Raw genomic sequence first — 14153 nt, 5'->3', positions numbered from 1 at the left:
TGTCGTGTCGCGCTCAGGGATTCTGAGGAGGACGCTGGCGGCGCTGGCCACCTTCTCCACGCTCCCCTCGCGGCCCGCTGCCCCCCGCACGCGGTGCACGGGCGGCCTGCGCACCCGGCAGCTGCACGGCCATGCCATCCTGCAAGCGGTCCCCGCCCTCGGTCACCACACGTTCGCCTTCCTTCAGGCCTTCGGTGATCGCCATCAGCCCCACCGTGGCCTGACCGCGCTTGACCTTGCGCAGCGACACCGTGCGGTCTTCGTTGATGACATAGACGTAGTCGCCATTGGCGCCGGTGCGCACGGCGGTCACGGGCACCACCAGCGCGGGCACGTTGCGCAGCAGCAGTTGCACGTTCACAAACTGGTTGGGAAACAGCGCACCCGCCGCGTTCTCGAACCGAGCCTTGGCCTTGACGGTGCCGGTGGTGGTGTCCACCTGGTTGTCCAGCGTAGAGAAACGCCCCTTGTCGAGTTCGGCCTTGCGCGTGCGGTCCAGCGCCGTCACGGCCAGGGCGTCCGCTGCGCCCTGCGCTGCCTGGATGTCGGCCACGCGGTCCTGCGGCACCGAGAACTGCACGTCGATGGGCGCCACCTGCGTGATGGTGGCCAGGCCCGCCGTGTCGCCCGAGGTCACGTAGTTGCCCGCATCCACGGTGCGAAGACCGATGCGCCCCGACGCGGGCGCGGTGATGCGTGTGTAGTCCAGGTTCAGGCGCGCCGTGCCCTCCTGGGCCTTGTCGGTCATCACCGTGCCTTCAAGCTGTTTGACCAGCGCGGCCTGCGTGTCCACGTCCTGGCGGGCGATGGAGTCTTGCGACAGCAATGTGCGGTAGCGCTCCAGCGTGAGGCGCGCGTTCTCCAGCTGCGCCTCGTCGCGCTGGCGGGTGCCCTGGGCCTGCATCAGCGCCTGCTCGAAGGGGCGGGGGTCGATCTGCGCCAGCAACTGCCCTTTTTTGACCATCTGCCCCTCGGTGAACAGCACCTGGGTCAGCATGCCCGACACCTGGGGCCGCAGCGTGACCGTGGTGGCGGGGATCACGGTGCCCAGCGCATCGATGATCACCGGCAGTTCAGCCTTGCGCACCACGGCATCCCCCACCGTGACCATGGGGCGCCCGCCCCCCGGAAAGCCCGGACCGCCGCTGGATTCACCATTGGCCCGCTGGATGAGATACCACGCCGCCCCTCCTACCAGCCCCACCAACACCAGCGCCAGCAGGCTTCCTACCCATCGGGATCGGCGTGGCGGTTTGCCGGGGGGAGCGGGAGGAATGGCCGATGGCGGGGGCGCGTTGACTTCTTGGGGGTTCATGGCGGTCTTGATTCGTGTTCTCGGGGTGCGTGCAGGGCGGGTGTCAGCACGGTCAACCGTACCGGATCGTAGAGGCTCAGTTCACGCGTTGCTTTGAACGCTGTGCGAAGAAAAGTAAACCTTGGGGTCAAAGCAATTCGTAGGGAAGGCACATCCACCAACGGGCCGACCACCAAAAATGCCCCGCAAGTCACGCCGCGCTCCTGCATTTCGCGGCGGCCCTGGCGCATTTCGTCGCAAGCCGCTGGCAGCGACGGGGCGGTGTCGGCACAGTCCGCTCCATTGAAGAACGAGCCCGGAGCCACACCATGCAACTCACCCCCGTCATCGCCATCCACCTTGCCGCAGCGCTCGCCGCGACCGCCATCGGCCCCATCGCCCTGTGGGCCCGCAAGGGTGCCACCCAACGCCCGCGCCTGCACCGCGCCGCCGGGTATGCCTGGGTAACCCTGATGGTGGCCACAGCCGTGTCGGCCATTTTCATCAGTGGGGGTCCGGGCCCGCGCTGGGGCAGCTTCGGGCTGATCCACCTGCTGATACCGGTCACGCTGGGGATGCTGGTGCTGTCTTTTGTCTTCCTGGCCCGGCGCAACATCGACGGGCATCGCAAAACCATGCAGCGCGTCTACATCGGCGCCTGCGTGGTGGCCGGTGGCTTCACTCTGCTGCCTGATCGCTTTCTCGGCCATTCGCTCTGGTCGGCACTGGGCGTGATCTGACCCTGCCGTTCCCTCTCCATCTGTCCTTTCCACTCAGGAGATCCCCATGCTGCTCAATTTGATTGTTCACCAACCCCAAGCAATGCTCCAGGTCATCAGTCACACCCCCTACTGGGTATGGGGCATGCTGGCCGGCCTGGTGGGGCTGGGCGCCAGCCAGCTGCGCGACCGCAGCGCCAGCCTGCTGCGAACCCAGCTCATGCCGCTGGGCATGGCCGCCTTTTCGGTGGCAGGCCTGCTGTCGGCATTCGGCGGTTCTGCCTCCTCCGGCGTACAGGCAGTGGGTCTCTGGCTGGCAGCCGCCAAGGCGACCACGGCGCTGGCCCTGTGGTTCCAGCCCACGGCGCCCACCGGCACGCTCTACAGCGCCTCTTCGCGCAGTTTTTACATTCCGGGCAGCGCCATGCCGCTCGCGCTGATCGTCGGCATCTTCCTGACCAAGTATTTCGTAGGGGTGGAGCTGGCCATGCAACCCACCCTGGCACGGGACGGCACCTTCGCGCTGCAGATCTCGGCCCTTTATGGGGTGTTCAACGGCCTGTTCGCCGCCCGAGCCCTGCGGATGTGGCGCCTGGCGCAGCAAAGCGTGGTCTACGGCGCATCCCCCATGGGCGCCTGAGCCCCGCCAGAACCCTGCCCTCCCATCGAACTGACTCACCTTGTCTGGAGACATCACCATGCACTACATCCACCCCACCCAAGACCCCATCGAACGCCTGGCCCGCAAGCGCGCCGGGGCCAAACTCGGCTGGTACATGCACGCCGGCGTCTATCTGCTGGTCAACCTGCTGCTGATCACCTTGTCGGCCGCCAGCGGGCGGCACTGGGCGGTGTACCCCGCCCTGGGATGGGGCATCGGCCTGGTGGTGCATGGGGCGGTGGTGTTCCTGATCGCTGGCGGCGGGCTGCATGAGCGCATGGTGCAGGCCGAACGCGACCGTCTGGCGCAGCAGGGGCAACGTCCTTGACCCTGTCTACACCCTCCTTCCGCACGAAAGAAATCCCATGAAGATGCTCCGACGACTGACCCTGACCCTGCTGACACTGGCGACATGGGGTGCGGCCACCGCCTCCCAGGCGGGCACGGGGCTGATGGAATTGCCCGGCTTGCTGGGGGATGGCCCCATCACGGTGTTCTACCCCAGCAGCAGTGCCGACGAACCCGTGCAGCGCGGCCCCTTCCAGCTGCAGCTGGCCTGGCAGGGCAGCCCCGTGCGGGGCAACGGCCGCCTGATCGTCATCACACACGGTTCGGGCGGCAATCCGTGGGTCCACACCGACCTTGCGCGTGCAATGGTGGCCGCAGGTTTTGTCGTGGCATTGCCCGAACATGCGGGAGACAACTCCAAAGACCCATCCACCCCCGGCCCCGAGAGCTGGAAGCGCCGCCCCGCCGAGGTCTCCCGCGCCATCGACGCCGTGGCCCAAGACAACCGCCTGGCCCCGTTGCTCACCCTGGACAAGGTGGGGGTCTTCGGTGGTTCCGCCGGTGGCCACACGGCGCTGACGCTGGCGGGCGGCGCGTGGTCGCCCGCGCGCTTTCGTCAGCACTGCGAGGCCCACATTGCCGATGATTTTTCATCCTGTGTCGGGTTCATCACCCGTTTGCACGGCAACCTGCTGGATGGCCTGAAGAAGTGGTTTGCACTGACCGTGATACGGCACCGCTTTGGCGATGACACCGCCTACACACACCAGGACCCCCGCATACAAGCCGCCGTGGCCAGCGTGCCCTTTGCAGCCGACTTTGACATGGCCACCCTTGCCACCCCAAGCATCGCGCTGGGGCTGGTGACTGTGGGCATGGATGTGAACCAGATACCGCGCTTTCACAGTGACGCCGTGCTCGCGGCCTGCCAGGACCGCTGCACCCACGTAGCCCACCTGCCGGACGCCAGCCACGGCGCCATGCTGTCGCCCATGCCACCGCTGCACCTGTTCAACGACGTGCAGACCGCGCTGCTGGGCGACCCACCCGGCTTTGACCGCAAGGTGCTGCCCGAGGTGGATGCACGCATCGTGGCGTTCTTCGCCCAGCACCTGCAACCCTTGCACCCCTTTCAACCAGTGCCCTAACGCGGCCATCCTGCGTCACACGCCCCCATGCTCCTCATCTCTGCCGCCACCCTCGGCCTGCTCGCCACCATGACGCAAACCTCCAGATTGCGGCCCCGCAGCCGGTACCCCTTGTTCATCGCTGCCGCCTTGCTGACCATGGGGCTTGCCGGACTTGCTGCCGCCATCGCCTGGGGCGGCCCCCACGACATCCCGCCACTGTCCAGCATCAACAATCCGTTCAAGGGCGTGGACTACAGCGGTGTTCCACCAGCCCAGCGCTACACAGCGCGCGACGGCACTTCACTGGCGTGGCATGGCTACAGCCCCAGTCCGGCAACAGCAGCCACACCACAGCGCCGGGTGGTATTGGTGCATGGGTCTTCCGCACGCGGGCAGTCCAACCACGTGCTGGCACAGGCGCTGGCGGCTGAGGGCTATGCCGTGGCATCCCTGGACATGCGGGGGCACGGCGCGTCCGGCCTCAGGGGCCAGGCCGCGTACATCGGCCAGATGGAAGACGACATCGAGGATTTTCTGCGCGCCGTGCCGTACGCTGGCCCGCAAACGCTGATGGGGTTTTCGGCAGGCGGCGGGTTTGCGCTGCGTTTTGCGGGCAGCGCGCGGCAGGACCTGTTCGACCGCTATGTGCTGCTTTCGCCTTTTTTGCACCACAACGCCCCCACATCGCGGCCTGACAGCGGCGGCTGGGTGTCGGTGGGCCTGCCCCGCATGGTTGCCATCACGCTGCTCAATCAGATCGGCATCACCCGGTGGAACCACCTGCCCGTGCTGAGCTTTGCCCTCAACGACGTGGCCCGCGAGCTGCTCACGCCCCGCTATTCGTACACGGTGGCCACCAACTTCCGCCCCCACGACGACTACCAATCCAACATCCGCAATGCCCGGGGCACGGTCTGCATCGTGGCCGGGCAGGACGATGAGCTTTTTTACGCCGACCGCTTTGCCGACCTGTTTGCCCAGTCGGGCAAGCCTGTGCCCGTGACCCTGGTGCCCGGCGTGAACCACATGGGGCTGACGCTGGACGCCCAGGCTGTGGCCACGGTGGCGCGCCACGCCTGCCCGGCGTAGCCCGCCCCTAGAATCCCTGCAGCGCCCCAAGCTTTTCACCCCCGACCGCCCCGCCATGACCTCCCCTCTTAGCCCCGAAGAAATCGAAACGCTGGCCCGCCGGCGCGCCAGCGCCAAGCTGGGTTGGTACGTGCACGCTGCAGCGTTCGTGCTGGTCAACGCGCTGCTCTTTGCCATGTCGCGCTACGCATTCGGTACGCGCCCCTGGTCGATCTATCCACTGCTGGGCTGGGGCCTGGGGCTGGTGCTGCATGGGGTGTCGGTGTTCCTGCTGGGCAGCGGCGACGGCCTGCGCGAACGCATGGTGCAGCGCGAGCGCGAAGCCCTGCAGCGCGAACAAGCCCAAAAGCAGCAAGATCAGCACCGGCCATGATGCTGCGACGCCCCTTCAACGGCATCAGCAAGCTGCGGCACTTCCTTCAGGTGCTCGCCTTCACCCTGGTCGTTGCGACTATCCAATATGCCTTCATGCCCGACAAGCCCTACGGGCCGCCGGTGGTGTATTCGATACTGATCGGCACCTTCACCTGGGCCGTGATCGACCTGGGGCGCGAACTGATACCGTCTGCCGCCGAAACGGGCTGGCCGCATGGGTGGCAGGGCATGGCGCTGGTGGCGGGGGGCATCGTTGTGGGGTACGTGGCAGGCACGGCGCTGGCCAACGCCTTGTGCGTGTACTACTTTCACTTCTACCCACCGGGCACGTCCACTACCGGGTCCGACCAGCGCACATCCATTCTCATCACGGCCATTGCCGGGCTGGTGGGCAGCTACTACTTCTACGCCATCCACAAATCGGCGTATCTGGAAGACAAGATGGCCGAGGCGCGCATGCACGCGAGCGAGGCGCGCCTGAAGCTGCTGGAAACCCAGCTCGAACCGCACATGCTGTTCAACACGCTGGCCAACCTGCGCGTGCTGATCGGCACAGACCCCGCGCGTGCGCAAGAGATGCTGGACCGCATGATTGCCTACCTGCGCGCCACACTCACCGCGTCGCGCAGCACCCAGCACCCGCTGTCCAACGAGTTTGAGCGCCTGCGCGACTACCTGGAGCTGATGGCGGTGCGCATGGGCCCACGCATGGCCTACACGCTGGACCTGCCCGAGGCACTGCGGGATGTGCCCGTACCGCCACTGCTGCTGCAGCCCCTGGTGGAAAACGCCATCCGCCACGGCCTGGAGCCCCAGGTGGAAGGCGGCCACATCACCGTGCGCGCCAGCACGCGCCCGGGCGCCAATGGCCCGCTGCTGGTGATCGAGGTCAACGACACCGGCGTGGGCCTGCCCGGCACCCTGCCCACGCCGGGCCCCGGTCAAAGCTTTGGTCTGACCCAGGTGCGCGAACGCCTGGCCACCTTGCACGGCGCATCAGGCACTCTTGATTTGATAGCTGCTAGCGCAGGTGGGACAAGCTCTAGCGTCGTTTTTCCTTTGAAATCCGCTCCAAGCCCATGAACCAACCCGCCGCTCGCGCCCTGATTGCCGAGGATGAACACCTGCTGGCTGCCGCACTGCAGCAGGAGCTGGCCCGCGCCTGGCCCGCGCTGCAGATCGCCGCGACCGTGGGCGACGGCCTGTCGGCCGTCAGGCAGGCGCTGGCCCTGCTCCCCGACGTGCTCTTCTTTGACATCCGCATGCCGGGCCAAAGCGGGCTGGATGCCGCCGTGGAACTGGCCGACGCCTGGCCCGACGACAAACCGTTTCCCGCACTCGTATTCGTGACGGCCTACGACCAGTACGCCGTGCAAGCGTTTGAAGCCCAGGCTGTGGACTACCTGCTCAAGCCCGTGCAGGCGGCCCGGCTGCAAAAAACAGTGCAAAAACTGCAGCTAGCGATTATGAATAAAGCGCAACCAGCTATCAATTTAGAAGCAACCATGGAGCAGCTGCGCCACCTGCTGGCAGCGCCCGGCATTGCCTCGCCATCCGCTGCAGCGGCACCAAGCAGCACCGCCCCCCTCACCCTCATCCAGGCCAGCAGCGGCAGCCAGATCCACATGGTGCCGGTGGCCGACGTGCTGTACTTTGAAGCGGCCGACAAATACGTGCGGGTGCTGACTGCGGCGCGCGAGTACCTGATCCGCACGCCGCTCAAGGAGCTGACGAGCCAGCTTGATACGCAGGTGTTCTGGCAGATCCATCGCAGCACCCTGGTGCGCGCCAGCGCCATCACCACGGTGACGCGCGACGAGGCGGGCAAGCTGCATCTGGAGCTGGCGGGCCGGACCGAGAAGCTGCCCGTGAGCCGCCTTTACGCGCACCTTTTCAAGGCGATGTAGTCCCCGAGTTACCGATTGGTGGCCAGCAGCAGGCCACCCGCCCCCATGAAGAACCCGCCGGTGGCCTTGTTGAGACGCACCACACCCCGTGAGGTGCGGATAAACCGGCGGATCTGCCGGCCCCCCGCCGCATACACCGCCGTGGAGACAAACTCAGCCCCCAGGTACACCGCCCCCAGCACCACAAACTGGCGCAGGGCCGGCTGGCCGGGGTCGATGAACTGCGGAAAGACCGCTGCAAACAGGATGATGGCCTTGGGATTGGTGATGCCCAGCAAGAACTCCTGCGCGATGAGCGACTGCAGGCGCACCGGTGCACCGCCCGCTTTGACCGCACCTCCGTCTGCGCCATCCACCACATCCAGCCCGCTGAACTCGCGGCTGCGCCACGCGCGCCAGCCCAGCCAGAACAGGTAGCAGGCCCCTACCCACTTCACGGCCGTGAAGGCCGTCTCGGACGCCAGCAGCATGGCCCCCAAGCCCACCGCAGACACCGTCAGGAAAATCGCGAACGCAGCCACCCGCCCCAGCGTCGCCACCATGGCCGCACCAATCCCCGCGCGAATGCCGTTGTTGAGGCCACAGAAATTGTTGGGGCCGGGCGTGAGCGCAATGGCAACCGCCACCGGGGCAAAAAGAAGCGCGTCCATGGAACAGTCCTTCAGAGAACGGGAAAACACCCGATAGCGGCCCAGTCTAAAACAAGCGGGGGCGGAAGGCGCAGGCGCTCGGTGCCCCGGACACCACTCAACTGTTCAGTTCCACCACCGTGCCCCAGGGCACGCCTGGCAAAGCCTCGTAGTGCGCCACGACCACCACGCGCCCGGGCTGGCCCGCCACCTGCGCCAGGGCGCGGCCCAGGTAGGTGGCCGACGGCTTGTCCAGCCCGCCCACAGGCTCGTCGATCAAGGTCAGCGGCGCGCCCGAGGCCAGCGCCCCGGCCATGAGCACATTGCGCTTGCTGCCGGTGGACAGCGCGTAGAACGGCTTGTCCAGATGCTCGTGCAGCGTGAAGCCTTCAATGTGCGTGGCCAGCGCTGCCGCATCCCACAGCGGGTAGTGCGCGGGCAGGCTGTCCAGCCAGCCACGGGCGGTGAGTTTGTCCAGGTCGCCAGCACGGGGATCAACCCAGAACACCATGTGCGCAAAGGCCTTGGGCGCGTCGCCCAGGCTCACACCCTGCAGCGTGATGCGCCCGGCCTGTGCCGTGAGTTCACCCGCAAGCAGGCGCAGCAGCGTGGTCTTGCCACTGCTTTCGTCGCCACGCACCAGCGCCAGGCCTGCAGGCAGCGCCACCGACCACTGGTTGAGCACCCCACATTCGGGATAGGCAAAACACAGCCCCTCCACCTGCAACACCACGTTCTCAGACATCCTGCTTCCTTGGGTTTGTTGCGCAGGACATTCCGTACAAGCCTGCGCCGGTCCAGGATTCTAGAGAGCGGTCGAGTGGGTCTCGGCTTTGCGCCGCCACCGTGCCCACAGCCAGCCACCGGTCTGGTTGACCACCAGGCCACACAACACAGCGGCTGCGCCCGCCCACTGCAGCGGCAAGGGCGTTTCGCCCAAAAACGCATACGCAGCCCACAGCCCCACCACTGGCACCAGCAGCGAAAACGGCGTCACCCGCCCGGCCGCGTGGCGTTGCAGCAGCTGCGTCCACAGCGTGTAGGCCAGCAAGGTGGCCAGCAATGCGAGGTAAAGCACTGCGAGCAAAGCCCTGCCGTCCACCGCCTGCAATTGCGCCACGACACCGCTGGCGCCTTCGGTCCACACCGCCAGCGCAAAGAACGGAACGATGGGCACCACGCTGCTCCACACGATGAACGGAAACGGCGCGTAAGCCCCTGCCTGCGCAGCTCGGCGTGCCACCAGGTTGGACACCGCCCACATGAAGGCCGCGCCGAGGGTGAGCACAAAACCGGCCAGCGTCATCTGCCCTGGCCCTTCTCCATGGGCAAGACCAATCGTCATGAGCCCGCCAAACGCCAGCAGCAGCCCCCACCACTGCCAGGGTTTGGCGCGCTCACCCAGCAGCGGTGCAGCCAGCAGCAGCGTAAAATACGCCTGCGTCTGCATGACCACCGAGGCCATGCCCGCCGTCATGCCCAGTTGCAGACCCAGGAACAGAAAGCCGAACTGCCCCAGCCCCTGCGCCAGCCCGTAGCCCACCACAAAGCGCCAGGGCATCGATGGGCGAGGCACGAACAGCAGAAACGGCAGGGATGCCGCAGTGAAACGCAGGGCACCCAGCAGCATGGGGCTGAGCCCCTGCAAGCCCAGCTTCATCACCACAAAGTTCAGCCCCCAGATAACCACCACGGCCAGCGCGCGCAGCAAGTCGCCACGGCTCAGCGCCCGCGCCGTCATGCAGCCACCGCCGCAGCCACCGGCCGCCCTTGGCGCGCCCGGGCAGCCACAAAGGCTTCGAACGCCTCTGCGCTGGTCTTGCCGGGCACGTAGCCCAGCACCTCCTTGAGCGCGGCATTGAGCAGCACGGGGCGGTAACGCAGAAAATCCAGCTGCTCTGGCCCGTAGCGGCTCAGGCCCAGCGCGGAGCCCACCGCCAGCGCGGCACGCAGCAGGCCCGCAGGCAACTCCAGCACCGGTTTACCCAGGCGCCGGGCGATCTCGCGCAGCGGCAGCGCACCATCGCCCGCCAAGTTGAAACAGCCAGCGCGCTGCGTGCGCAACGCATGCAGGATGGCGCCGGTCACGTCCTCGTCCCAGATGAAAACAAACGGGCTCTCGCTGCCACGGATGGCCAGCAGGCGGCGTTTGTCGAACAGCGCGGTGATCTGGTTGTCCACCCGCTCGCCCAGGATGGTGCCGATGCGCAGCACCGTCTGCGCCAGCGCGGGGTGGTCCGCGCGGTACTGCGCCAGCATCTCTTCCACCAGCCGCTTGTGGTGGGCATAGGCAAAAACTTCATTGCCGCGCAGCGCATCGGTCTCCCGCAGCCAGGCCGGGTTGTCGACGTGGTAGCCATAGGCCGCGCCGCTGGAGCTGACGACGATGTGCTTGACACCCGTGGCCACGCAGGCGTTGAGCACATTCTGGCTGCCAAGCACATCCACGGAGTATTCGAATTCGCGGTTGGATCCTTTGCCCGGCGTGACGATGGAGGCCAGGTGCACCACGCTGTCGATGGCATGGTCGGCGAGCGTCTGCGCCAGCGCGGGGTCACGCACGTCCTGTACCAGATAGATCACGCCAGGCAGGCGGCGCTCGGCAGGCACCTCGCGCACATCGGCCGCCACCAGCGTGTGCACACCCTCGCGCGCAAGGGCGGCCACTACACCCCGGCCCAGAAAACCGTCGGCCCCGGTCACCAGGATGCGGCGCGTTGCCAATGAAGAAGCCGTCATGCACCGTGCTCCTTGGCCGAAGCCCCCAGCGGCACCCCCGCAGGTCTGCGGCCCCACCAACCCGCCAGCGCCAGGCCGGCAATGATGTCCCAGAAGCCCCAGACACCCGCCACCACGGCCATGCCCCCCAGACCTCCAAAAAAACTGAAGATCAGCACCAGGCCCAGGCCCGCGTTGCGGATGCCCACCTCAATGCTCACCGCGCGCCGGTCGTAGTCCGACAAGCCGCTGAGCCGTGCGCAGGCATAGCCAGTGCCAAAGGCCAGCGCGTCATGCAACACCACGGCCAGCAGCACCAGCCCCACGTAGTCGAGGAAGTAGCGCCAGTTGCCCGCCACGGCCCCGACGATGAAACCGATCAGGCAGACAAAGCTGAGGATGCGCACGGGCTTGTTCACCCGCTGCGTGAAACGCGGCAGCTTCTCCGCACACAGAATGCCCAGCGCAAACGGCAGCCCGATGATGGCGACGATGTGCCCCGCCATCTCCAGCGGGTCGAGCGCAATACTGCGCAACAACGGCGCCGCCGTGGGGTGCAAACCGCCCCAGAACGCGAAGTTGAGCGGCATGAGCACAATGGCCAGCGCATTGGAGATGGCCGTCATCGACACCGACAGCGCCACGTTCCCCCCAGCGCGGTGCGTAAGGATGTTGCTCACATTGCCGGGCGGACAGCAGGCCACCAGGATCATGCCCAGCGCGATGCTAGGCCCGGGCTGGAGCAGCAGCGTGAGCACAAAGGTCACCGCAGGCAGCACGATGAACTGCGCGGCAATGCCCACCGCCATGGCGCCGGGCATGCGCAGCACGCGCTTGAAGTCGGCCACGCGCGTATCCAGCGCAATGCCGAACATGAGGAAACCCAGCACCACGTTGAGCACCACGAGCGATGCGGGGTTGAAGTTGAGGCGTATTTCGTCCACGGGCAGCATAGATAACCTTTGAGTTCAGTTCTTCACCGCGTATTGCGCAACGCGCAACGCACGAGACTGTCGCAGCGACAGCGCGGGACGCCGAGCAAGGGCCGCCCCGCAGCGAGGGCGTCGTCCCCTTGCCCGCAGTGCGCAGCGCTGCGAGAGCGGGGGGAAGGCGCGCAGCGCCTCAGGGGGGCTTTCATGCCAGGGCAGCGGCCGCTGCCCGCACCGCGTTGCGGTAGGTGTCCTTGTGCACGTAGTACGCCATGCGTTCGAGCTTCAGGTACTTGAAGCCGCCAGACAGATCGGGTGGAGGCCCAGCCTTGGCCTGGCGCAGGGCCTCGGCGCGCGGTGATCCTTCAGACTGCGCCTTGAAAAAGCGCGCTACCAGCTCAGCCTGCTCGTAACGGCCCTGCCAGCCGATGCCGCTGGCCTCGATCATCCCCATCACGGCCAGGTTGTCGAAACGCGGCGACAGGATGTTGAGGTACAGCTGCGGCGCCATGCCGTTCCAGTTGAGCAGGCTGTGGTCGATGAAGGGGTAGTGCAGCTTATAGCCGGTGGCGCAGAGCACCAGGTCGTAGTCTTGCGCGCTACCGTCCTTGAAGAACACGGTGTGGCCCTGCAGGCGTGCAATATCGGGCTTCACATGGATGTCACCATGGCCCAGGTGGTGCAGCACCAGAGAGTTGACCACGGGGTGCGATTCGTACATCTTGTAGTCGGGCTTGGGCAGGCCAAAGCGCGCCGGGTCGCCGGTGAACCACTGCAGCACCACGCTGTCGATCTTCTGCTTCAGCCAGGGCGGCATCTTGAGCTTGCCCCCCAGCGTGTCGGCGGGCTGGCCGAACACATATTTGGGCACAAAGTAGTAGCCGCGCCGCACCGACAGATCCACGCTGCGCGCGTAATGCACCGCATCCACGGCTATGTCGCAGCCCGAGTTGCCAGCGCCCACCACCAACACGCGTTTGCCCTTGAACAGCTCGGCGCTTTTGTAGGCGCTGGTGTGCAGCAGTTCGCCATCAAACTGGCCTTCAAAGCGCGGCATGTTGGGCTCGGCCAGCGTGCCATTGGCAATCACCACGCCCTTGAACTCTGCGGTCTGCGCGGGTCCGCCGTGCTGGCTCCAGGTGATGCGCCACAGCGGCGCTGCGCCCTCGCCCACGGGTTCCACCTTCAAGACGCGGGTGCCAAACCAGTAGCAGGGACGCAGGCCAAAGTGCTCGGCAAAGTCCATGAAGTACTGCCGCATCTCGCGGTGGCTGGGGTAGTCGGCCACCTCGGGTCGCATGGGGAATTCGGTGAACTCCGTGGTGTGTTTGCTGGAGATGAGGTGTGCCGATTCGTAGACCGTGCTGCGCGGGTTCTCGATGTTCCACAGGCCGCCCACGTCGGTGTGTGCTTCAAAGCCCTGGAAGGGCACGCCCAGCTTTTGCAGGTTGCGCGCAGCCGCCAGGCCACTGGGGCCTGCGCCTATCAGGGCGATCTGGGTGCGGGTATCTGCCACAGTGGGTGTTGTCTCCGTTGTCATGCGTTTTTGCTTTCGTTGTGTATCGGTGTCTCCGTAGGCAACGGCAGGCCCGGAATGGCCGTGGCCCCCGCCTCGCCCACGCGCGGCTTGCGCGGCTGGCCCAGCAGCAGGCGGTCGTGCAGGGCGTCGGGCAATAGGTTCAGCAAGCGGGCCAGCCAGCCGATGCGCGCGGGCAGCACGATGTGGGTACGACCTTGCGCGACACCCGCCAGCAGAGCCCGGGCAGCGGCTTCGGGCTCCATCAGGCCCGGCATGGCAAAACGGTTGCCCGCCGTGAGCGCGGTGCGAAGGTAGCCAGGGCTCACCGTGCTGACCACAATGGATTCGCCGCGCAGCTCGGCACGCAGGCTCTCCAGGTAGCGGATGAGCCCGCCCTTGCTCGCGCAATAGGCGCCGTTGCCCGGCATGCCGCGCCAGCCTGCAATGCTGGCCACACCCACCAGGGCGCCTCGCCGCTGCGCGCGCATGGCTTTCACAAACGGCTGAAAGGTGGTGGCCGCGCCCAGCAGGTTGATCTCCAGCATGCGGCGCAACACCGCGAGGTCGTCGGCTTCGGCAGTGTCAAAGCCGCCTGCCACGCCCGCGTTGGCAATGACGAGGTCGGGCACCGCGCCCGAGCGCGCCATCCAGTCGGCCGCCATGGCCTGCATCGCGATGCTGTCGGACACATCGGGCGTGTACACCGCGCAGCGCCCAGGCGCCAGCGCAGCCAGTGCCTGCAACGTGGGCAAGTGAAGCCCCACCAGCGCCACGGCGGCGCCCTGGCCAATCAGCTCCCGCGCCAGGGCCTGGCCCAGGCCACCACAAGCGCCTGTGAGTACCGCGTTCTGAAAAGTCGCCGCCATGAGCACCCCGTGAAATGTTGGTTTGCAGC

Annotated in this window: 16 protein-coding genes; 8 read left to right on the top strand and 8 right to left on the bottom strand. The window is 66.6% G+C overall.

The genetic code is table 11. The annotated features are described in order from the left end of the window. Positions 1–13: 13 nt before the first annotated feature. Positions 14–1315: an efflux RND transporter periplasmic adaptor subunit gene (locus tag ACT89O_RS07675; RefSeq protein ID WP_487262264.1), complete on the bottom strand. Its 1302-nt coding sequence runs from the start codon at positions 1313–1315 to the stop codon at positions 14–16. A 308-nt stretch (positions 1316–1623) separates the two neighbouring features. On the opposite strand from ACT89O_RS07675, the gene ACT89O_RS07670 reads away from it, so the two are divergent. The 8 genes from ACT89O_RS07670 to ACT89O_RS07635 are packed head-to-tail and all read left to right on the top strand — an operon-like array spanning position 1624 to position 7463. Next, positions 1624–2034 carry a DUF2306 domain-containing protein gene (locus ACT89O_RS07670; protein WP_121419366.1) on the top strand — a complete coding sequence of 137 codons (411 nt, stop codon included), beginning with the start codon at positions 1624–1626 and terminating at the stop codon, positions 2032–2034. Between the two features lie 46 nt (positions 2035–2080). After that, on the top strand, positions 2081–2653 hold the full coding sequence (locus ACT89O_RS07665; protein WP_487262263.1) for a DUF6622 family protein: 573 nt from the start codon (positions 2081–2083) through the stop codon (positions 2651–2653). A 58-nt stretch (positions 2654–2711) separates the two neighbouring features. Then, positions 2712–3002, top strand: coding sequence for a 2TM domain-containing protein (locus tag ACT89O_RS07660; RefSeq protein ID WP_228900022.1), 291 nt, complete (start codon positions 2712–2714; stop codon positions 3000–3002). A gap of 43 nt (positions 3003–3045) precedes the next feature. Next, positions 3046–4110, top strand: a complete 1065-nt coding sequence (locus tag ACT89O_RS07655; RefSeq protein ID WP_487262828.1) for an alpha/beta hydrolase family protein — start codon at positions 3046–3048, stop codon at positions 4108–4110. A gap of 27 nt (positions 4111–4137) precedes the next feature. After that, positions 4138–5181, top strand: coding sequence for an alpha/beta hydrolase (locus tag ACT89O_RS07650; RefSeq protein WP_487262262.1), 1044 nt, complete (start codon positions 4138–4140; stop codon positions 5179–5181). A 55-nt stretch (positions 5182–5236) separates the two neighbouring features. Further along, positions 5237–5554 carry a 2TM domain-containing protein gene (locus ACT89O_RS07645; RefSeq protein WP_121419361.1) on the top strand — a complete coding sequence of 106 codons (318 nt, stop codon included), beginning with the start codon at positions 5237–5239 and terminating at the stop codon, positions 5552–5554. Continuing rightward, a complete protein-coding gene (locus tag ACT89O_RS07640) occupies positions 5551–6639 on the top strand; it encodes a sensor histidine kinase (protein ID WP_487262261.1) in 1089 nt (362 codons plus the stop codon). Before ACT89O_RS07645 ends, ACT89O_RS07640 begins: the two co-directional genes overlap by 4 nt. Next, positions 6636–7463: a LytR/AlgR family response regulator transcription factor gene (locus ACT89O_RS07635; RefSeq protein ID WP_487262260.1), complete on the top strand. Its 828-nt coding sequence runs from the start codon at positions 6636–6638 to the stop codon at positions 7461–7463. The genes ACT89O_RS07640 and ACT89O_RS07635 overlap by 4 nt, the downstream gene beginning before the upstream one ends. An 8-nt stretch (positions 7464–7471) precedes the next feature. Here ACT89O_RS07635 and ACT89O_RS07630 read toward each other — a convergent pair whose 3' ends face one another. From ACT89O_RS07630 to ACT89O_RS07600, 7 genes are all read right to left on the bottom strand, one after another. Then, positions 7472–8113, bottom strand: coding sequence for a LysE family translocator (locus tag ACT89O_RS07630; protein WP_487262259.1), 642 nt, complete (start codon positions 8111–8113; stop codon positions 7472–7474). A gap of 97 nt (positions 8114–8210) precedes the next feature. After that, entirely contained in the window at positions 8211–8837 is a 627-nt protein-coding gene (locus ACT89O_RS07625) for an ABC transporter ATP-binding protein (protein WP_487262258.1), read from the bottom strand. 60 nt (positions 8838–8897) lie between these two features. Continuing rightward, the gene (locus ACT89O_RS07620) at positions 8898–9833 is read right to left on the bottom strand and encodes an EamA family transporter (RefSeq protein WP_487262257.1); all 936 of its coding nucleotides are present in this window, start codon (positions 9831–9833) and stop codon (positions 8898–8900) included. Then, complete coding sequence (locus ACT89O_RS07615; protein ID WP_487262256.1) at positions 9830–10831, bottom strand: NAD-dependent epimerase/dehydratase family protein; 1002 nt, start codon at positions 10829–10831, stop codon at positions 9830–9832. Before ACT89O_RS07615 ends, ACT89O_RS07620 begins: the two co-directional genes overlap by 4 nt. Further along, positions 10828–11763, bottom strand: coding sequence for a bile acid:sodium symporter family protein (locus tag ACT89O_RS07610; RefSeq protein ID WP_487262255.1), 936 nt, complete (start codon positions 11761–11763; stop codon positions 10828–10830). The genes ACT89O_RS07615 and ACT89O_RS07610 overlap by 4 nt, the downstream gene beginning before the upstream one ends. Positions 11764–11944: 181 nt before the next feature. Next, a complete protein-coding gene (locus tag ACT89O_RS07605) occupies positions 11945–13279 on the bottom strand; it encodes a flavin-containing monooxygenase (protein ID WP_487262254.1) in 1335 nt (444 codons plus the stop codon). Beyond that, entirely contained in the window at positions 13276–14124 is an 849-nt protein-coding gene (locus ACT89O_RS07600) for an SDR family oxidoreductase (RefSeq protein WP_487262253.1), read from the bottom strand. Before ACT89O_RS07600 ends, ACT89O_RS07605 begins: the two co-directional genes overlap by 4 nt. Positions 14125–14153: the final 29 nt, after the last annotated feature.

This window comes from Acidovorax sp. NN32, assembly GCF_057597245.1.
Note: the sequence above shows the minus strand (reverse complement) of the source record. Positions and strands in the feature narration are given on the sequence as shown.